Here is an 18,526-nt window from a genome sequence, read left to right on the forward strand (position 1 = left end):
GGCGGTGCGGACCGTCCGCGCACCCCGCGCGAGGTTCACCCCTGCGCGAACCCGGACGCGGTTGTCGGACCCCTCTCGTACCGTGGAGGCATGCGGGTCAAGTCCGACATCGTCCCCACGACGGGCAAGTTCGAGGTCGTCTCCGATTTCGAGCCGTCCGGCGACCAGCCGACGGCCATCGAGGAGATCGACCGTCGGCTGTCCGCCGGCGAGAAGCACACCGTCCTGCTCGGTGCCACCGGCACCGGCAAGTCGGCCACCACGGCCTGGGTGATCGAGCGGCAGCAGCGTCCGACCCTGGTCATGGCGCCGAACAAGACCCTGGCCGCGCAGCTGGCGAACGAGCTGCGCGAGATGCTGCCGAACAACGCCGTCGAGTACTTCGTCAGCTACTACGACTACTACCAACCCGAGGCGTACGTCCCCCAGACCGACACCTACATCGAGAAGGACAGCTCGGTCAACGACGAGGTCGAGCGGCTGCGCCACTCCGCCACGATGTCCCTGCTGACCCGTCGCGACGTGGTCGTGGTCGCGACCGTGTCGTGCATCTACGGCCTCGGCACGCCGCAGGAGTACGTCGACCGGTCGCTGCGGCTGCGGGTGGGCCAGGAGATCGAGCGCGAGACCATGCTGCGCCGCCTGGTCGACGTCCAGTACACCCGCAACGACGTGTCCTTCACCCGCGGCACGTTCCGCGCCCGCGGCGACACCGTCGAGATCTTCCCGGTCTACGAGGAGCTCGCCATCCGCGCCGAGATGTTCGGCGACGAGATCGAGCGGCTCTACTACCTGCACCCGCTCACCGGCGAGGTCGTGCGTGAGGTCGAGGAGGTCTTCGTCTTCCCGGCCACCCACTACGCCGCCGGCCCCGACCGCATGGAACGCGCGATCGCCGGCATCGAGAAGGAGCTCGAGGAGCGGCTGGCCGAACTCGAGGGCCAGAACAAGCTGCTCGAGGCGCAGCGGCTGCGCATGCGCACCACCTACGACATCGAGATGATGCGCCAGGTCGGGTTCTGCAACGGCATCGAGAACTACTCGATGCACATCGACGGCCGCCAGCGCGGCAGCGCCCCCAACTGCCTGCTCGACTACTTCCCCGACGACTACCTGCTCGTCATCGACGAGTCCCACCAGACCGTGCCGCAGACCGGCGGCATGTACGAGGGCGACATGTCCCGCAAGCGGATGCTCGTCGACCACGGTTTCCGGCTGCCCTCGGCCATGGACAACCGGCCGCTGAAGTTCGAGGAGTTCGTCGACCGCGTCGGCCAGACGCTCTACCTGTCCGCGACGCCGGGCGACTACGAGATGAACCTGGCCAAGGGCGAGTTCGTCGAGCAGGTCATCCGGCCGACCGGCCTCATCGACCCCGAGATCATCGTCAAGGGCACCAAGGGCCAGATCGACGACCTCGTCGGTGAGATCCGTGAGCGCACCGAGAAGAACGAGCGCGTCCTCGTCACGACGCTCACCAAGAAGATGGCCGAGGACCTCACCGACTACCTGCTCGAACAGGGCATCCGGGTGCGATACCTGCACAGCGAGGTCGACACGTTGCGGCGCGTCGAGCTGCTGCGCGAGCTGCGGCTCGGCGAGTACGACGTGCTCGTCGGCATCAACCTGCTGCGCGAGGGTCTCGACCTGCCCGAGGTGTCGCTCGTGTCGATCCTCGACGCCGACAAGGAGGGCTTCCTCCGTTCGGGTCGGTCGCTGATCCAGACGATCGGCCGCGCGGCGCGCAACGTGTCCGGTCAGGTGCACATGTACGCCGACACGATCACCCCGTCGATGGCGCAGGCGATCGAGGAGACGAACCGCCGCCGCGAGAAGCAGGTCGCCTACAACACCGAGCACGGCATCGATCCCACGCCGCTGCGCAAGCGCATCGGTGACATCACCGACCTGCTCGCCCGCGAGGCCGCCGACACCGAGGAGCTGCTGGCGATGCCGCAGGGCGGGTCGGGCCGGTCGCAGTCGCGGGGCAAGTCCGCCGACCGGCGCAACCAGAAGTCGCCGGCACCGGGCAAGGGCGGCCGCGGGGTCGCCGGCCAGCAGTCCGGTCACGCGGCCGGTGTCGTCGGGGTCGGCGCCCACGCGCAGGGCGGCCTCGACGTCGCCGAGATGCCCCGGGCCCAGCTCGCCGACCTCATCCAGCAGCTCAACGACCAGATGCTCGGCGCCGCCCGCGACCTGCAGTTCGAGGTGGCGGCCCGGTTACGTGACGAGATCGGCGAACTGAAGAAAGAGCTGCGCGGCATGGATGCTGCCGGAGTGGGCACGTGAGCGACGCGTACGCAGCGATCCGGGGCAGCGGCGTGCGTCGGGCCTGCCGTCGCCGGCCGCAGCGCCACGAGGACGCGGCGTGACGGTCCAGATCGTGTTCGACGCGGCGAGCCCCCGGCTGCTGGCGCAGTTCTGGGCGGCCGCGCTCGGCTATGTGCGCCAACCCCCGCCCGAGGGCTTCGCCGACTGGGACACCTTCCTCGACTCCGTCGGCGTCCCCGCTGACCAGCGGGACACGAAGGACGCCGTGGTCGATCCGTCCGGCTCGGGCCCGCGGTTGTTCTTCCAGAAGGTGCCCGAGGCGAAGACGGCGAAGAACCGCGTCCACCTCGACGTCAACGCCGGCGCCGGCATCGTCGACCCCGACGAACGTCACCGAGCGGTCCGCGCCAAGGTCGACGAGCTCGTCGGCCTGGGCGCGACCGTCGTCCGCGAGCAGCAGGAGTTCGGCGACAGCTGGGTCGTGCTGCTCGACCCCGAAGGCAACGAGTTCTGCGTCCAGTGACCGACCCGCTCTACCGGCCGCGCACCGCGTTGCCCGGCGACGCCGATCCGGTCTGGCTCGCCGGCGTGCCCGCCGCGGTCACCGTCACCGACACCGATCCGGGCGCGCTCGAGGCGCAGTGGATGGACGACCACGAGGTGTCGCTCGCGCTCGTCGACGACCTGCCGGTCGACGTCGTCCCCGCCCTGCTGACCGCGTTCGTCGACGAGGCCCGCGCCCGGGTCGCCGACCGCCCGGGCACGGCCACCGCCGCGTTCGCGCTGGCGAGCAGGGACATCACCCGCGCCCGGCAGGCGCGCGATGTCGGCTTCCTGCCCGCGTCCGTGCTCGCGGTCGCCGATCTGCGCCGCCCGCACGAGCCGGCACCCCAGGCATCGGTCGAGGTTCGCGACGCCGGTCCCGAGGACGTGGACGCGGTCGGCCGGCTCTGGTGCGAGCAGGCCGACTACGAGGCCGCTGTGGGCACGTTGCGGGTGTCCGACGGCATCCGCGCGGCCATCGCCCGGCAGGCCGCCGCGAGCATCCACGACCCGGCCACGACCGTGCTGGTCGCCGACGACGGCGCCCTGTGCGGCGCGATCGTCGCCGATTCCGTCGAGACGTCCGGGTGGGCGGGGGAGCGGTTGACCCTCGCGCCGGTTTCGTACCTGGCGATGGCGTCGACCACGTCCGCGCGGCGCGGTTCGGGTGTGGGGGCCGCCCTCGTCGACGCACTGCACCGGCGCCACCGCAGCGCCGACATCGCTGCCAGCGCGCTGCACTACAGCGCGTTCAACCCGCTGTCGGTGCCCTTCTGGTCACGTCGCGGCTACCGTCCGGTCGTCACGATCCACACCCGCCGATTGCGCTGACGGGCCGCGTCCGGCAGCGCCGCGCGACCGCCGTAGCCACGCGGCCCCACCGAGAACGAGCACGAACGCCAGGGCGAGACCGCCCGCTCCGACGGCCGCGTCGCGCAACACCGTCGAGGTCGGTGCCGATGACCGCACGGGCGGGGCCGCCGGATCCGGGCCGCCGTGGTGCGCGGGCATGGACATGTCCATCCGCATCGGTGTCGTGGGACGTGCCGGGGCCGGGCCGGCGAGGTGGTAGCCCGCGGCGACGCCGTGCGCGGCACCGGGTGACGTCACCTCGAACTGCGCCATCATGCCGTGGTCCTCGTGGTCGAGCATGTGGCAATGGATCATGAACACCCCGGTGTGATCGGTCATCCGGGCGGCGACCACGACGGTGTCACCGGGGTCGAGGCGCCAGGTGTCCTGCAACCCGCCCTCGTAGGCGGGCGGTGGCGTGCCGTTGCGCAGCACGGTGTGCCACTGCTCCTCGTGCAGGTGGATGTAGTGCGTGACGGTGCTGCTGTTGTGCAACGACCAGCGCTGCACTGACCCGAGCGGCACCTGCAGGTCGACACGGGTCGGATCGAAGGCGCGGCCGTTCACCGTCCAGTAGGTGCCGGCGCCGGTCTTTCCGCCGAGCCCGAAGTCCCACGCGAACGTGGTCCGCGCGGGCACGGTGAGCCTGGGCGTCGCCTCGAGCGTGCTCCTCACCTTCGTGCGGTCGGGGACGCCTCGGACGACGCGGAACTGCATGATCGGCACGCTGGGCGTGCCGATGCCCATGGCGGGCCGTCCGATGCGGGCGACGCTGCGCAGCACCACGTTCTTGTGCAGCTCGCCGCGGAAGTCGACGACGACGTCCGCCCGCTGGGCCGGGCCGAGCAGGATGTGCGTCCGCGCCACCGGACGGGGCAACAGGCTGCTGCCGGTGCCGACCTGCACGAAGCGGCGTCCGTCCGACAGCGTCAGGTCGTAGGACTGGAAGTTCGACGCGTTGAGCAACCTCAGCCGGTAGTGATGGGTGCGGACGGCGAAGTGCGGGGCCCAGCGACCGTTCACCAGCACGCGGTTGCCCACGGTGGCGTCGCCGGGGGGCGCGTCGCTGCCGGTCATGGGCATCGGCATGACACCGGGAGTGGCGGGCACCGCGGTCAGCCGGTGCGTCGAGGTGAACGACCGGTCCGACAGCAGCAGCGACCTGTCGTAGTAGCCGGTGGGGAGGCCGAGGGACCCGGCGCGACCGTCGTCGACGATGAACATGCCCTGCTCGCCGAGCCAGTTGTTGCGGCCCGTCGCCCCCATCACGTGGTCGTGGTAGAAGCCGAATGCGGGCGGGATCGGAACGCCGTGATCGCGCAGTGGGTAGTGGTAGGTGCGGGCAGCGCCGGGACGGAACAGGTGGGTGGTCGGCTGCCCGTCGTCGGCGGACGCGTGGTGGTCACCGTGCAGATGCATCGACTGCGGCCCGGCCGAGGCGGGCAGGCGATCGACGAAACGGACCGTCGTGGCCCGTCCGCTCGGCCGCCGGATGGTGGGCCCGGGATAGGAGCCGCCGAATGCCCGGATCGGGGTCTTTGCGCCGGTGGGCAGCATTTGTTGTGATGCACTGGCGAGTGAGATCGTCGAGGACGCCGCGGTGATCACTTTGGGGAAGGTGATCGGCAGGCTGAATCGCATTGTCGAGCCGGTTGTTCCGCCCTTTCCGCCCACCACGACCAATGTCGCCTTCATCGACGGATGCAGGCGACACGTGAACACGAAGCGGCCCGCTGCGAGCGCTCCGACTCCCCGGACGGTGACCGTCCTGCCCGGCCCGACCGTGGTGTCGAACAGCGGGTTGCCGCTGCGGCCGCGCGCGGCCGAGGTGACGGTGTGGGTGACCGTGTCGTGGTTGACGACCCGCAGCGTGCCACCGTTCGCCACGGTGTAGCTCGAGGCCCCGAAGCCCGTGAACATCGCACGTTTCGGGATGGTGACGGTCGCGATCCTCGGCGCGGCAGCGGTCACGGCGACCCCCGGCGCCACTGCCCGGGCGCGTGGTTGCGCCGGCGCGGGCACGACGGCGCTCGCCAGCACGACGAGGGTCGCGGCGGCGACGGCGGCGGCTCTCGCGGGCCGGGTCGAGGTGGTCACGCGCGCAAGCTAGGCGCGTCCGCCCGGACCGCGCAACCGGCGTCCGGCCGTTCGGCGAACAATGACGGGAATACGGGACGAAGGGCCTTGGTGCCACCACCCTTGTGCAATTCCGGGATGGTCTGCGATGCGCGAGGAAATGCATGTCGATGTGCTTCCTTCGGCCTCTGGCGCAATTGATTGTTCGGTGGTCTCATAGCTCGCGCTTACATCCGTGGACACGAGAGGATCGACCATGGCAGTGACAGCGAAGCGGGTCGCGGTGGCGGCAGCCGTCGCCGCGACCCTTGCAGGCGGAATGGCCGTCGGTGCCGACGCCGCAGGCGCGAGCGCCGGCGCCAGGCCGACGGCGACGTACCAGGTCTACGCGAACCAGGCCGTCGGCGGCGGGCCGTGGGCCCTGCGCCCCGGCGTGGCCAAGATCCACGTGGTGGGCAAGGGGCGGCTGTTCCAGCTGCTGCGCTCGCGCAAGGGCGCCGGCGAGAAGAAGTTGATCGCCGACTTCGCGACCTTCAACCAGGGCAAGCCGATCCCGCTCGAGCGGGACTTCCAGCTCATGGGCGGCACGACGCCGGGCCACTCGATGTGGGTGCACCTGGTGCCGGGCACCTACTACGCCCTCAACCCGCAGCAGCAGTCGCTGTCCGCGCCCAAGATCAAGAAGATCGTCGTCCGCAATGCCGACTGGAACGCGCCGGTGCCCGCTGCGTCCACGATCGTCGCGATCAAGTCGCACTCGTTCTCGCTCAAGCCTGCCGGCATCCCGCGCTCCGGTGTGCTGCGGTTCAAGAACGACGCGAACCAGTCGCACTTCGTCGAGATGATCCGCATGCGGCCCGGCAAGACCCACTACGACGTCGCGAAGGCCCTGCGGAACCAGGAGCCGTTCCCGAAGGTCTTCTACGGCGGCAAGACCGACGACATCTCGACCGGTGCGATCTCCCCGGGACGCACCATGCTCCAGACGTACGCCGGCAAGCCGGGCAAGTGGGCGATCCTCTGCTTCTATCCCGACCGCATGACCGGCATGCCGCACGCATTCATGGGCATGTACCGGGTGATCACCCTGCGGTAGCCGCCCCCCGCTCCGCCGCGGCGGGGACGGCATCGTCCGTCCCCGCCGTCGTGCCGTCCGTGGCAGGATGTCCGACAACGAGTGTTGTCAGAATGGACTCCAGCGAGAGGCGGACGGCATGGCGCAGGGCGGCAGCATCCAAGGCAAGGTCGTGGCCATCACCGGCGGCGCGCGCGGCATCGGCTATGCCACCGCGCAACGGCTCGTCGCGGACGGCGCGAGGGTGGCGATCGGCGACGTCGACCCGCAGCGCCTGAAGGAGGCCGTGGGCGAGCTCGGCATCACCGCCTACGCGCAGGTCGACGTCACCGATCCCGAGTCGTTCGAGCGCTTCCTCGATCACGTCGAGGACGTCCTCGGGCCGCTCGACGTGCTGGTCAACAACGCGGGCATCATGCCGCTCGGCCCGGTGCACGAGGAGTCGGACTCGACCAGCCGCCGCATCCTCGAGATCAACGTGCTCGGCGTGATCACCGGCACCAAGCTCGCGCTGCAGCGGATGCTGCCGCGGCGCAGCGGTCACATCATCAACATCGCCTCGATCGCGGGGGAGAGCTACGTGCCCGGTGGCGCGAGCTACTGCGCGACCAAGCACGCGGTGAAGGGCTACACCGAGTCGGCGCGGCGCGAGTACCGCTCGTCGGGCGTCCGCTTCTCGCAGGTGCAGCCGACCTACACGAACACCGAGCTGATCGCGGGCACGAAGGGCTCGCGCGGGCTGCGCAACGCCGAACCGGCCGAGGTCGCCGCCGCCGTCGCCGGTCTGATCGAGCGGCCGCGCCCCGTCGTGCGCGTCACGAAGGTGGCGGGTGCGCTCGCCGCCTCGCAGGCGTGGATCCCCCGCGGCATCGCCGAACGGATGGCCCGGGCGTTCGGGGTCGAGAAGGCGTTCGTCGACGTCGACGCCACGGCGCGCCGCGACTACGAGGCCCGGGTGGCCGGCAGCTAGACCCGTCCGCCGATGCGGCGGGTGAGCAGGTGCGCCGTCCGCACGACCTGCGTCGCGATCGCGTCGCGTCGCTGCACCGGCAGGGCGTCGGGGAACGTCACCGCGACCGCGGCCACCGGGAAGCCGGACGCGTCGAGCACGGGCGCGCCCACCGACGACCAGAACTCGGTGACCTCGCCGTCCTCGACCGCGAAGCCGCGTCGCCGGGTCTCGACCAGCATCGCCCGCAGGGCCGACAGCGACCGGGGACCGCGGCCGTTGCGCAGCACGAACGACTCGGGTCCGGGGAACAGGGCGCGCAGCTGCTGCTCGGGCAGGGCGGCGAGCATCGCCCGTCCGCTCGCGGTGAGTTGCGCGGGCAGGCGCACGCCGACGTCCGTGACGAGCGGACGGCGGTGGCGCGCCCGTTCCTCGATGACGTAGACGACCTCGCCGCCGTGCAGCACGGCGAGGTGGGCGCTGTCGCGCACCCGGTCGACCAGCTCGGCCATCGGCACCCGCGCGAGCCGTGCGAGCGGCGCCTGCCGGCTGTACCCCGTCCCCAGTTCGTACGCCGCGAGACCGAGCGCGTAGCGACGGTCCTCGGGCAGGTGGGTGACGAAGCCGGCCTCCTGCAGCGTCGCGAGCAGGTGGTAGACGCTCGAGCGGGGCAGGCCCAGGTCGCGCACCAGGGCGGCGGCGGGCACGGGGGACGCCTGACGGCCGAGGTAGGTGAGGATCTCCAGCGCGTGCGACGCGGCGGGGACGGACGCCATGCACCCCACCCTAGTCTCGGATCCGAGACAGTGGTGACGGTCGGGTGGTCCCGCGTGGAGGCGGGTCGGTGTGCAATGGGGGCATGGATGGAGCCCGACCCGTGACCGCCGCGCGCGGCACCGACCTGACCGCACGCTCGTGGCAGACCGAGGCGCCGCTGCGGATGCTGATGAACAACCTCGACCCCGAGGTCGCCGAGCGTCCCGACGACCTCGTCGTCTACGGCGGCACCGGTCGGGCCGCTCGCAACTGGGCCAGTTACGACGCGCTCGTCCGCACCCTGACGACGCTCGAGCGCGACGAGACCATGCTCGTGCAGTCGGGCAAGCCGGTCGGCGTCATGCGCACGCACGAATGGGCGCCGCGCGTGCTCATCGCGAACTCGAACCTCGTCGGCGACTGGGCCAACTGGGACGAGTTCCGCCGCCTCGAGCAGCTCGGCCTGACGATGTACGGCCAGATGACCGCGGGGTCGTGGATCTACATCGGCACCCAGGGCATCCTGCAGGGCACGTACGAGACGTTCGCCGCCGTCGCCGCGAAGAAGTTCGGCGGCACCCTGGCCGGGACGATCACCCTCACCGCCGGCCTCGGCGGCATGGGCGGTGCGCAGCCGCTCGCCGTGACCATGAACGGCGGCGTCGCGATCTGCATCGAGTGCGACGGCTCGCGTATCAAGCGCCGCATCGACCACGGTTACCTCGACGTCGAGGCGTCGTCGGTGGCCGACGCGCTGCGTCTGGCCGAGGAGGCGCGCGACGCCCGCAAGCCGCTGTCGATCGGACTGCTCGGCAACGCCGCGCAGCTGGTGCCGCAGTTCGTCGCCAACGACGCGCCGATCGACATCGTCACCGACCAGACGTCCGCGCACGACCCGTTGAGCTACCTGCCCGTCGGCGTCGAGTTCGACGACTGGCACGACTACGCGCAGCGTAAGCCCGACGAGTTCACCGGGCGCGCGCAGGCGTCCATGGCGCGGCACGTCGAGGCCATGGTCAAGTTCATGGACAAGGGCGCCGAGGTCTTCGACTACGGCAACTCGATCCGCGGCGAGGCGCGCACCGCCGGGCTCACCCGCGCCTTCGACTTCCCCGGTTTCGTGCCCGCGTACATCCGTCCGCTGTTCTGCGAGGGCAAGGGCCCGTTCCGGTGGGCGGCGCTGTCGGGTGACCCGAAGGACATCGCCCGGACGGACAAGGCCGTGCTCGACCTCTTCCCCGAGAACGAGTCGCTCGCCCGCTGGATCAGGATGGCCGGCGAGAAGGTGCACTTCCAGGGCCTGCCCTCGCGCATCTGCTGGCTCGGCTACGGCGAGCGCGACCGTGCCGGCGTCGAGTTCAACCGGCTCGTCGCGAACGGCGAGCTCAGCGCGCCGATCGTGATCGGACGCGACCACCTCGACTGCGGCTCCGTCGCCTCGCCCTACCGCGAGACCGAGGCCATGCTCGACGGCTCGGACGCCATCGCCGACTGGCCGCTGCTCAACGCCATGGTCAACGTCGCCAGCGGTGCCACGTGGGTGTCGATCCACCACGGTGGCGGTGTCGGCATCGGACGGTCGATCCACGCCGGCCAGGTCTGCGTCGCCGACGGCACCGACCTCGCCGGGCAGAAGATCGAGCGCGTGCTCACCAACGACCCGGGCATGGGCGTCATCCGGCACGTCGACGCCGGTTACGACCAGGCCGAGGACGTCGCCGCCTCCCGCGGCGTGCGCGTCCCCATGCAGGAGACCGCGTCCGCCCCCGGCGACTGACCCCTGCCTCTCCCGTTGACTGGTGGCTTCTGTGCCTCGCTGGCGACTTGAGGTCATCCAGTCAGCGGTGAAACGTGCCAGTCAACTCGGGAAGGTGCCAGTGAACCGGGCAGTGGACGCATGAGTTTCGACGCGATGTGGGACGCGCTCGCCCCGATCGGGCGCCAAGGGCGGACGAACGGGTACCGCCGCTTCGCCTGGACCGACGAGGATGCGACGCTGCGCGAGTGGTTCGCGGGGGAGGCGTCCGCCCGCGGGTTGGATCTCACGACCGACCGCGCCGGCAACCAGTGGGCGTGGCGCGGTGATCCCGATCGCGACGGTCCGGGGCTGGTCGTCGGCTCGCACCTCGACTCGGTGCCCGACGGCGGTGCGTACGACGGTCCGCTCGGTGTCGTGTCGGCGCTCGCGGCCCTGGACGAGCTGGGGCCGACGGACCGTCCCGTCGCCATCGTGAACTTCGGGGACGAGGAGGGCGCCCGGTTCGGGGTCGCCTGCGCGGGATCGCGGTTGATCACGGGAGAACTCGACGCCGACCGCGCCCGGTCCCTGCGCGATGCGGACGGGACATCTATGGCGGAGGCGTCTCCGTTCGCGGCCGGCTACGGACGTGACGACGAGACGCTGCGCCGCATCGGGACCTTCGTCGAGCTGCACGTGGAGCAGGGCCGCGACATGGTCGACCGCGGTGCCGCGATCGGCGTGGCGAGCGCGATCCGTCCGCACGGACGATGGCGCATCGAGCTGCCCGGCGAGGCCAACCACGCGGGCACCACCCTGCTGGGCGACCGGCGCGACGCGATGGTGTCGCTGGCGCACGTGGTGCTGGCCGCCCGGACGGCCGCGGAGGTGCACGGCGGGGTGGCCACCGTCGGACGCGTCGCGGTGCAGCCCAACGGCGTCAATGCCATCGCCTCGCACGTGACCGCCTCCCTCGACGCGCGCGCGTCCGAGAAAGAGCAGGTTCGCGCAATCGTCCGCGACGTGACGATGTGGGTCACCGAGTTGGGCGGCCAGGTGCACGAGCAGTCGTGGACCGACCGCACCGCGTTCCCGACCGACCTGGCCGACCGTCTCTCCCTGCTGCTCGACGCCCCTGTGCTCGACACCGGCGCCGGCCACGACGCGGGCATTCTCGCCGCGGCCGGGGTACCGACGGCCATGCTGTTCGTCCGCAATCCCACCGGCGTCTCGCACTCGCCGGCCGAGTTCGCCGAGCGGGACGACTGTCTCGCCGGGGTGGCCGCGCTCGCCGCCGTGATGAGGGACCTCGTGTGACCGCGTACTTCGCGGAGCACGCGCTGCTGCCGGACGGGCCGGCGCGTGACGTGCGCTTCGAGATCGCGGACGGCCGGTTCACCGCGGTCGTCCCGGACGGTGACGCGTCCGGCGCGCAGCACCTGCCCGGCGTCGTGCTGCCCGGCTTCGCGAACGATCACAGCCACGCGTTCCACCGCGCTCTGCGCGGACGCACGCACGGTGACGGCGGCACCTTCTGGACGTGGCGCGAGCGGATGTACCGCGTGGCGGCCGGCCTCGACCCGGACGCCTACCTTGCGCTGGCCCGGGGCGCCTACGCCGAGATGGCGCTGAGCGGGGTCACGTCGGTGGGGGAGTTCCACTACCTGCACCACGACCCGTCCGGACGTCAGTACGCGGACCCCAACGTCATGGGAGAGGCGCTGCGTGAGGCCGCGCGCGACGCCGGTGTGCGGCTCACGCTGCTGGACACCTGCTACCTCAGCGGCGGACTGACCGCTGAGGGCTATCAGCCGCTGGACGACGTGCAGCGCCGGTTCTCGGACGGGTCGGTGGACGCCTGGGCGGCACGAGTCGCTTCATTGCGCGAGGACGCGCAATTCCGCGTCGGGTCGGCGGTGCACTCGGTGCGCGCGGTCCCTGCCGAGGCCTTGAGTTCCGTCGACGTCCCCGGACGACCGCGGCACGTGCACCTCTCGGAGCAACCCGCCGAGAACGAGGCCTGTCTCGCCGTCCACGGGCAAACGCCGACCCGGCTGCTCGCCGACCACGGCGTGCTCGGCCCGCGGACGTCCGCCGTGCACGCCACGCACCTGAGTTCCGACGACATCGCGGACCTCGCCGCCACCGACACCGTCGCCTGTTTCTGCCCCACCACCGAGCGCGACCTGGCCGACGGCATCGGACCCGCTCGTGCCCTCGCCGATGCGGGTGTCCGGCTGTCGCTCGGCACCGACCAGCACGCCGTCGTCGACCTGTTCGAGGAGTCCCGCGCGCTCGAGCTCGACGAACGCCTGCGTACCGGACGCCGCGGCTCGTTCTCGCCGGCCGAGCTGCTCACCGCCGCGACCCGCCACGACGCGATCGGCTGGGACGACGCCGGGCGGCTGGCCGCCGGCGCGCGCGCCGATCTCGTGGCGGTGCGGCTCGACACCGTCCGCACCGCAGGGTGCGATCCGGCGCAGGTGTTGTTCGCCGCGGGCGCGGCGGACGTCGACACGGTGCTCGTCGACGGCCGTACGGTCGTGTCCGGCGGGGAGCACGTGCTGGGCGACGTCGGTGCCCTGCTGCGAGAGGGAATCGAGGACGCATGGCGCACCTGATCACGGGTATCGGCGAGCTGGTCACCAACGACCCGTCCGTCGACGGCACCGCCCTCGGCGTGCTGCACGACGCGGCGGTGCTCGTCGAGGACGGCGCGATCGCCTGGGTCGGACCGTCGCGCAGCGCACCGTCCGCCGACACCCGCGACGATCTGGGCGGACGGGCCGTCGTCCCCGGTTTCGTCGACTCGCACACGCATCTCGTGTTCGCGGGCGACCGGTCCGCGGAGTTCGCGGCGAGACTCAGCGGAGCGCCGTACGACGGCGGCGGCATCGCCTCGACGATGTCGGCGACCCGCGCCGCCGACGACACGACCCTGGCCCTGCTGCTCGACCGTCGCCTCGCCGAGCTCCGCGCGCAGGGCACCACGACGGTGGAGATCAAGAGCGGGTACGGCCTGACGGTCGAGGACGAGCGCCGCGCGCTGCAGCTCGCCGGTGTGCACACCCCCGAGACGACGTTCCTCGGTGCCCACGTCGTGCCACCCGACGTTGCCCGCGCCGACTACCTCGCCGCCGTCACCGGCCCGATGCTCGAGGCGTGCGCACCCCACGCCCGCTGGATCGACGTGTTCTGCGAGCCGGCCAGCAGTCACGCGTTCGACGGCGACGAGGCGCGCACGGTGCTCGAGGCAGGGCGCGCCGCCGGTCTGGGGCTTCGGGTGCACGGCAACCAACTCGGTCACGGTCCCGGCGTGCAACTGGCGGTCGAACTGCAGGCCGCGAGCGTCGATCACTGCACGTTCGTCAGTGACGCCGACGTCGCCGCCCTCGCCGACAGCACCACGGTGGCGACCCTGCTGCCCGGTGTCGAGTTCTCGACCCGCACGCCGTACCCGGACGCGTCCCGGCTGCTCGCTGCGGGCGTCACCGTCGCGCTCGCGACGGACTGCAATCCCGGAACCAGCTACACGTCGTCCATGCCGTTCGTGATCGCGCTGGCCGTGCGGGAGCTGGGCATGACACCCGCGCAGGCGCTCTGGGCGGCCACCGCCGGCGCCGCGCTGTCGCTGCGGCGCGACGACGTGGGGACGCTGCGCCTCGGCGCCCGCGCCGACCTCGCGGTGCTCGACGCGCCGACCCACCTGCACCTGGCGTACCGGCCGGGGGTTCCGCTCGCGCGGGCGTACGAACTGCCCTGAGGGACCCCACCGTGCCGTACCCGCGCTCCTGGGTTTCGTGCTCTGCGGTCTCGGGTCGGCGCTCGCGCCGCGCCGAAGCGAGGCCGTCAACCGCCCAGAGCGCGCTTCATCGCCGTGTACGCCGGCGTCGGACGCCCGCGGTCGAACAGCAGGTCGTGACCCTGCTGAAGGCTTCCGTCGTCGTCGACGAACCAGTCGTAACGGTCGTCGACGCCCCAGGTGGTGTAGGCGACACAGGTGCGCGAGCGCAGGCAGGTGGTCAGCACGGTGGCGTACTGCTTCGCCTGGATGCGCGTCCCCCGGTCGTCCGAGACGTCGTTCTCGGAGATGCGGACGTGCAGACCGGCCTTCGCGACGTTCGCGAACGTGTCGGTGAGCTCCCGGGCGGAGACGGCGTCGGTCCCGATGTCGTAGACATGGGCCTGCAGTCCGACGCCGTAGATGTGACCGCCCAGCGCGTTGGTGCGGCGCGCGAGAGCGAGCAGGGCGTCCTGGCGCTCGCCCGGCACGTCGGCCCCGTTCTCGTTGACGAACTGCTTGACGGCCGGGTCGGCGGCGTGCACCGCCTTGGACACGACCACGGGGTAGTCACGACCGAAGGTTCGGTACCAGACGTTCTTCTGCAGGCTGGTTCCCTGGTCGACGTCGAAGGGCTCGTTGACGACGTCGAGGGAGGCGAGCCGACCCTTGAAGTGCTTCACCACGGTGGTGAGGTAACCCAGCAGCGCACGGGCGCTGGCACGGCGCTGCGTGGCCGACGCCGTGGGCAGCTGCCGCATCCACCGGGGCATGGCTTCGCTGAACGCGATGGTGTGCCCGTGCACCGCCATGCCCCTGGCCTTCGCCACGGCGAGGAGCGCGTCGGCCTCCTGGAAGTAGTAGACGCCGCGGCGGGGCGAGAGGAACTGCGCCTTCATCGCGTTCTCGGGCGTGATGGCCCCGAAGTCGCCGGCGAACTCGCGCGCGTAGTTCGCGTCCGAGGCGAGGGGACCCAGGGCCACCGCCGCCCCGACCCGGAAGCCCGGACGGATGCGCGCAGCGAGTGCCTGCAATCCGCTGCCCGATCGTCCGACGCGCTCGATCACAGGTCGCGCGGTCCGCAGCGAGCCGCCCGCCGCTGCCGTGGCGGTGAACGAACCGACCCTGAAGGACCCGCTCGTGCTCGACAGTCCCAGCCAGAGCTCGCCGGACCTGAACACCCGGCCGAGAGGCATGCTGGTCAGAGTGCGCCCGCTGCTCGTGATCGCCAGTGCGTTCCCGGAGCGGCGTATCGAGATCACGGCCTCCGGATCCGGGATCGACACGTGCTCGTCGTGCACCGGACGGGGGGCGGTCACGTCCTTCGGGCGCGAGCCGTCGAAGACGCTGATGCGCAGATCGTGACCGCGCAGGGTGAGTCGCAGGCCAGGCGGTTCGATCCGGAACTCGTCCGCGATGACCGGCGGCGAGTCGTACACGGCCCAGGTCGCGTCGGCGGTGACCGCGGTGAAGCGCGCGCTGAGCGTGTAGTTGCCGTGGACCACCAGGTGCGTCCCCGCGAGATCGACCGGGGGATCGGGCTGACGCTCCCCGCCGTCCTGACGGACGATGCTCCGCCCGGTGCGTGCGACCAGCAGGGCGTCACCGTCCGCGGTCACTCCCGGCACGCGGCGCCAGTCCTGCTTCGCCAGGTCGACGACCGTCCGCTTCGCCTCGGCGGACGGCGTCGTGCAGCCCGCGAGGACGACGGCGACGACCGACGCCGACGCGGCCAGCACGCAGGCGCGTACGACCCTCGAGGTCACGAGCGGGCTGCCGGGGCGGCGATCATGGCGGCAGCATAGGACGACGCGGCGCGGTCCCACGCACCGCGTGCACGACGGCGACGCCCGCTCGGTCGTGCGTCGCCGTCGAACGCTGCGCTTATACGTGGGCTGCTCGAATCCGGGCCATGACCATGTCGTCCACGCCGCTCCGGTCCCGCACGCGCGTCGCCTCGGTGGCTGCTGCCGCTGCGCTCGTCCTCGTGCTCGCCGTCATCGCCCTCCGCAGCCGCGCGTCGGACCATCTCTCGCGTGACGCGGCCCGGTCGGACTGCCATCTCGCGCAGTGCACCGGAGAACCCGGGCCCGTCGGTTCGACCGTCACACGCAGCGAGGTGGCCGCCCGGGCACGGCAGTGGCTGGGCGACCCCGCGATCCGGTACTCGATGACCAGCGGCCACGCGGGTCCCGGCGGATGGGGGTGGTACCGGCGCGACTGTTCCGGCTTCGTCTCGATGGCGCTTCGACTGCCGGACGACGGCGGCGGCGCCTCGACCGTCGGACTCGCCGACGTCGTGGTCGGCATCCCGGCGTCGCGCCTGCGTCCGTACGACCTCATCGGGCGCCTGGGTCCGGGTTCAGCCGGCGCGAACGGGCACGTGCAGCTGTTCCTCGGCTGGGCCGACCGGCGGCACACCCGGGTTCGCGTGATCGAACAGGGTGGCCTGGGCACCCCACGGGCCTGGCCGCACGTGGCCTCCTACCGATGGCCCGAGCGAATGAACGACGGTTCGGTGCTGCGCCCCTACCGTTACGTCCGCATCGCCGGCTGACGCGCCGGTGATCGTCACCCGCGGGGCTGCTCGTCCTCGACGAGGAAGGCCGGGCCGAGCAGGTCCAGGACCGTCAGCGTGTTCCGGGCCTGAGAACGCAGGCCGCGCAGCGAGACGCTGCCACCACGCCGGGTCGCCTCGTTGTTGAGCTCGATGAGCACGCCGATACCGCACGAGTTCAGGATCTGGACGTCGTGCATGTCGACGACGACCCGCGCCGTGTGCGCGGACGCCACCGCTTCGAGCAGTCGGCGCGTCGTCCGTCCCGTGTTCGGGAGCGCCAGGTCGTCGTCCGTCACGACGAGCAGCAGCGGGTCCGTGCCCGTCATGGCCGCACCGTACCGATCGTGTCCGCGAGCCCCGTCACCAGTGCAGAGCGTGACGACGCCTCTGTTCGTTACCGACGCATCGCCCGGCACCGCGCGCTACGCGCCGCCGACACGCTGTCCGGACGCGACCTGGACGTATCCCCGCGGCTGGTGGCGGCGGGCACCCGACCGATCTGTGCTCGATCAGCCCGCCGCGACGACGACGGAGATGACGGCGGCGATCACGACGAGCACCGCGATCACGGCCAACGTGCGGACGAGCACGTCGGGCTGCTTCTGCGCGGGCCGGCCGCCGCGCGGCGGCAGGGAGTTGACCGGCCCGGCCTGCGGTGGGCCGGAGCGGGGCGGGACGGAGTTGACCGGCCCGGCCGGCGGCGGACCCGAGCGCGGCGGTATCGAGTGCGGCGGCCCCGCCTGCGGCGGCGTCGACCGCGGCGGAGCCGACTGCGGCGGCGCGGAGTGGGTGTGCACCGGCTGCGGGTGGCCCGTGCGTGGCGGGAAGGAGTTCACCGGACCGGCGGACGGCGGGAACGAGTTGACCGGCCCGGCCTGCGGCGGGCTCGACTGCGGGTACCGGGGAGGGAACGAGTTCGGCGGGCCCGAGCGCGGGGGAGCCGACTGCGGCGGCGGCTGCTGACCCGGCGGACGCGTGCGGGTGTTGACCACCGTCGTCGGATTGCCGGCGAACGCCTTCATCGTGGTGCGCGCGGCGGACGCGAACTCGGTGACCGTCTGGTACCGGTCGTCCGGACGCTTGGCCATGCCACGGCGGATGACCGCATCGAGACCCGGCGGCACGCTGCGGCGCAGCTCGGCCGCCGACGGCGGCGCATTGTTGACGTGCGCGAACAGCACCTGCAGCGCCTCGCCGGTGAACGGCGCCTGCCCGGTGACGCACTGGTAGAGCAGGCACGCCAGGGAGTAGATGTCCGAACGCGCGTCGCCGGAGGAGCCACTGATGCGTTCGGGCGCCATGTAGGCGACCGTGCCGAACCAGTCGGTCGTCGTCGTCAGCGCGGTGCCCTCGGTGCCGACGATCGCGCGGGCGATGCCGAAGTCGACGAGGTACGCGAACGGGCTGGTGCGGTCCTCGGGCGTCACGCCCGTGATGAGCACGTTCGAGGGCTTGATGTCGCGGTGCATCAGCCCCGCCTTGTGCGCGGACGCGAGCGCGGACGACACCTGGCCGATGATGTCGACGGCGAGTTCGGCGTCGAGCGCGCCGCCCTCGTCGGCGATCAGCTTCGACAGGTCGAGGCCCTCGACGAGCCGCATGTCGATGTAGAGCTGGCCGTCGATCTCGCCGAAGTCGTGGATCGGGATGATGTGCGGCTCGTTGAGCCGGGCGGCCAACCGCGACTCGCGGCGGAAGCGGGCCTGGAAGTTCTCGTCCGCCGCGAGCTCACGCGGCAGCCGCTTGACGGCGACCGTGCGGTCGCGGCTGGTGTCGTACGCGCGGTAGACGACACCCATGCCGCCACGCCCGATCACCTCTTCGAGGCGGTACGGGCCGAAGTCCTCGAGGGCTTCCTCGGCCACGGTGCCTCCTGTTCTGCGCTCGGACGGACGTCCGGGTGATCGTACGCAACCCCACGGTTC

The 18,526-nt window shown here is 71.7% G+C and carries 15 protein-coding genes; 10 read left to right on the forward strand and 5 right to left on the reverse strand.

Going from position 1 to position 18,526, the window contains the following annotated elements:
• Nucleotides 1–90 precede the first annotated feature (90 nt).
• The 3 genes from uvrB (at nucleotide 91) to ACYVP9_RS06090 (ending at nucleotide 3,645) form a co-directional block, all read left to right on the forward strand.
• Nucleotides 91–2,289: an excinuclease ABC subunit UvrB gene (gene uvrB, locus ACYVP9_RS06080; protein WP_460603808.1), complete on the forward strand. Its 2,199-nt coding sequence runs from the start codon at nucleotides 91–93 to the stop codon at nucleotides 2,287–2,289.
• A 79-nt stretch (nucleotides 2,290–2,368) separates the two neighbouring features.
• The gene (locus tag ACYVP9_RS06085; RefSeq protein WP_460603809.1) at nucleotides 2,369–2,794 is read left to right on the forward strand and encodes a VOC family protein; all 426 of its coding nucleotides are present in this window, start codon (nucleotides 2,369–2,371) and stop codon (nucleotides 2,792–2,794) included.
• The gene (locus ACYVP9_RS06090) at nucleotides 2,791–3,645 is read left to right on the forward strand and encodes a hypothetical protein (RefSeq protein ID WP_460603810.1); all 855 of its coding nucleotides are present in this window, start codon (nucleotides 2,791–2,793) and stop codon (nucleotides 3,643–3,645) included. Before ACYVP9_RS06085 ends, ACYVP9_RS06090 begins: the two co-directional genes overlap by 4 nt.
• Here the strand turns inward: ACYVP9_RS06090 and ACYVP9_RS06095 are convergent.
• Entirely contained in the window at nucleotides 3,592–5,763 is a 2,172-nt protein-coding gene (locus ACYVP9_RS06095; RefSeq protein WP_460603811.1) for a multicopper oxidase domain-containing protein, read from the reverse strand. The two genes, ACYVP9_RS06090 and ACYVP9_RS06095, sit on opposite strands and share 54 nt — an antisense overlap.
• 235 nt (nucleotides 5,764–5,998) lie before the next feature.
• Here ACYVP9_RS06095 and ACYVP9_RS06100 point away from each other — a divergent pair, with 235 nt between their 5' ends.
• Together ACYVP9_RS06100 and ACYVP9_RS06105 are read left to right on the forward strand one after the other, a co-directional pair.
• Nucleotides 5,999–6,838 carry a hypothetical protein gene (locus tag ACYVP9_RS06100; RefSeq protein ID WP_460603812.1) on the forward strand — a complete coding sequence of 280 codons (840 nt, stop codon included), beginning with the start codon at nucleotides 5,999–6,001 and terminating at the stop codon, nucleotides 6,836–6,838.
• A gap of 118 nt (nucleotides 6,839–6,956) precedes the next feature.
• On the forward strand, nucleotides 6,957–7,787 hold the full coding sequence (locus ACYVP9_RS06105) for an SDR family oxidoreductase (RefSeq protein ID WP_460603813.1): 831 nt from the start codon (nucleotides 6,957–6,959) through the stop codon (nucleotides 7,785–7,787).
• Here ACYVP9_RS06105 and ACYVP9_RS06110 read toward each other — a convergent pair.
• Nucleotides 7,784–8,542 carry an IclR family transcriptional regulator gene (locus ACYVP9_RS06110; protein WP_460603814.1) on the reverse strand — a complete coding sequence of 253 codons (759 nt, stop codon included), beginning with the start codon at nucleotides 8,540–8,542 and terminating at the stop codon, nucleotides 7,784–7,786. The genes ACYVP9_RS06105 and ACYVP9_RS06110 overlap by 4 nt on opposite strands.
• An 83-nt stretch (nucleotides 8,543–8,625) precedes the next feature.
• On the opposite strand from ACYVP9_RS06110, the gene hutU reads away from it, so the two are divergent.
• From hutU to hutI, 4 genes are all read left to right on the forward strand, one after another.
• Complete coding sequence (gene hutU, locus ACYVP9_RS06115) at nucleotides 8,626–10,299, forward strand: urocanate hydratase (protein WP_460603815.1); 1,674 nt, start codon at nucleotides 8,626–8,628, stop codon at nucleotides 10,297–10,299.
• A 120-nt stretch (nucleotides 10,300–10,419) separates the two neighbouring features.
• Complete coding sequence (locus ACYVP9_RS06120) at nucleotides 10,420–11,577, forward strand: Zn-dependent hydrolase (RefSeq protein ID WP_460603816.1); 1,158 nt, start codon at nucleotides 10,420–10,422, stop codon at nucleotides 11,575–11,577.
• Complete coding sequence (locus ACYVP9_RS06125) at nucleotides 11,574–12,881, forward strand: formimidoylglutamate deiminase (RefSeq protein WP_460603817.1); 1,308 nt, start codon at nucleotides 11,574–11,576, stop codon at nucleotides 12,879–12,881. Before ACYVP9_RS06120 ends, ACYVP9_RS06125 begins: the two co-directional genes overlap by 4 nt.
• Complete coding sequence (gene hutI, locus ACYVP9_RS06130; RefSeq protein WP_460603818.1) at nucleotides 12,869–14,023, forward strand: amidohydrolase family protein; 1,155 nt, start codon at nucleotides 12,869–12,871, stop codon at nucleotides 14,021–14,023. Before ACYVP9_RS06125 ends, hutI begins: the two co-directional genes overlap by 13 nt.
• 86 nt (nucleotides 14,024–14,109) lie before the next feature.
• On the opposite strand, the gene ACYVP9_RS06135 is transcribed toward hutI, so the two are convergent.
• Nucleotides 14,110–15,807: an endo-1,4-beta-xylanase gene (locus ACYVP9_RS06135; RefSeq protein ID WP_460603819.1), complete on the reverse strand. Its 1,698-nt coding sequence runs from the start codon at nucleotides 15,805–15,807 to the stop codon at nucleotides 14,110–14,112.
• Nucleotides 15,808–15,953: 146 nt separating this feature from the next.
• Here ACYVP9_RS06135 and ACYVP9_RS06140 point away from each other — a divergent pair, with 146 nt between their 5' ends.
• The gene (locus tag ACYVP9_RS06140) at nucleotides 15,954–16,598 is read left to right on the forward strand and encodes an NlpC/P60 family protein (protein WP_460603820.1); all 645 of its coding nucleotides are present in this window, start codon (nucleotides 15,954–15,956) and stop codon (nucleotides 16,596–16,598) included.
• A 14-nt stretch (nucleotides 16,599–16,612) separates the two neighbouring features.
• Here ACYVP9_RS06140 and ACYVP9_RS06145 read toward each other — a convergent pair whose 3' ends face one another.
• Nucleotides 16,613–16,927 (reverse strand): STAS domain-containing protein, encoded by a 315-nt coding sequence (locus tag ACYVP9_RS06145; RefSeq protein ID WP_460603821.1) that lies wholly within the window; start codon nucleotides 16,925–16,927, stop codon nucleotides 16,613–16,615.
• Between the two features lie 183 nt (nucleotides 16,928–17,110).
• Nucleotides 17,111–18,466: a serine/threonine-protein kinase gene (locus ACYVP9_RS06150; RefSeq protein ID WP_460603822.1), complete on the reverse strand. Its 1,356-nt coding sequence runs from the start codon at nucleotides 18,464–18,466 to the stop codon at nucleotides 17,111–17,113.
• Between the last annotated feature and the right edge of the window lie 60 nt (nucleotides 18,467–18,526).

Source organism: Jatrophihabitans fulvus (assembly GCF_054781375.1).

What these genes read in the sequence shown, in the direction of transcription:
- uvrB (WP_460603808.1), top strand. Translation starts at nt 91, where the DNA reads ATGCGGGTCAAGTCCGACATCGTCCCCACGACGGGCAAGTTCGAGGTC.
- ACYVP9_RS06100 (WP_460603812.1), top strand. Translation starts at nt 5,999, where the DNA reads ATGGCAGTGACAGCGAAGCGGGTCGCGGTGGCGGCAGCCGTCGCCGCG.
- ACYVP9_RS06105 (WP_460603813.1), top strand. Translation starts at nt 6,957, where the DNA reads ATGGCGCAGGGCGGCAGCATCCAAGGCAAGGTCGTGGCCATCACCGGC.
- ACYVP9_RS06110 (WP_460603814.1), bottom strand. Translation starts at nt 8,542, where the DNA reads ATGGCGTCCGTCCCCGCCGCGTCGCACGCGCTGGAGATCCTCACCTAC.
- hutU (WP_460603815.1), top strand. Translation starts at nt 8,626, where the DNA reads ATGGATGGAGCCCGACCCGTGACCGCCGCGCGCGGCACCGACCTGACC.
- ACYVP9_RS06120 (WP_460603816.1), top strand. Translation starts at nt 10,420, where the DNA reads ATGAGTTTCGACGCGATGTGGGACGCGCTCGCCCCGATCGGGCGCCAA.
- hutI (WP_460603818.1), top strand. Translation starts at nt 12,869, where the DNA reads ATGGCGCACCTGATCACGGGTATCGGCGAGCTGGTCACCAACGACCCG.
- ACYVP9_RS06140 (WP_460603820.1), top strand. Translation starts at nt 15,954, where the DNA reads ATGACCATGTCGTCCACGCCGCTCCGGTCCCGCACGCGCGTCGCCTCG.
- ACYVP9_RS06145 (WP_460603821.1), bottom strand. Translation starts at nt 16,927, where the DNA reads ATGACGGGCACGGACCCGCTGCTGCTCGTCGTGACGGACGACGACCTG.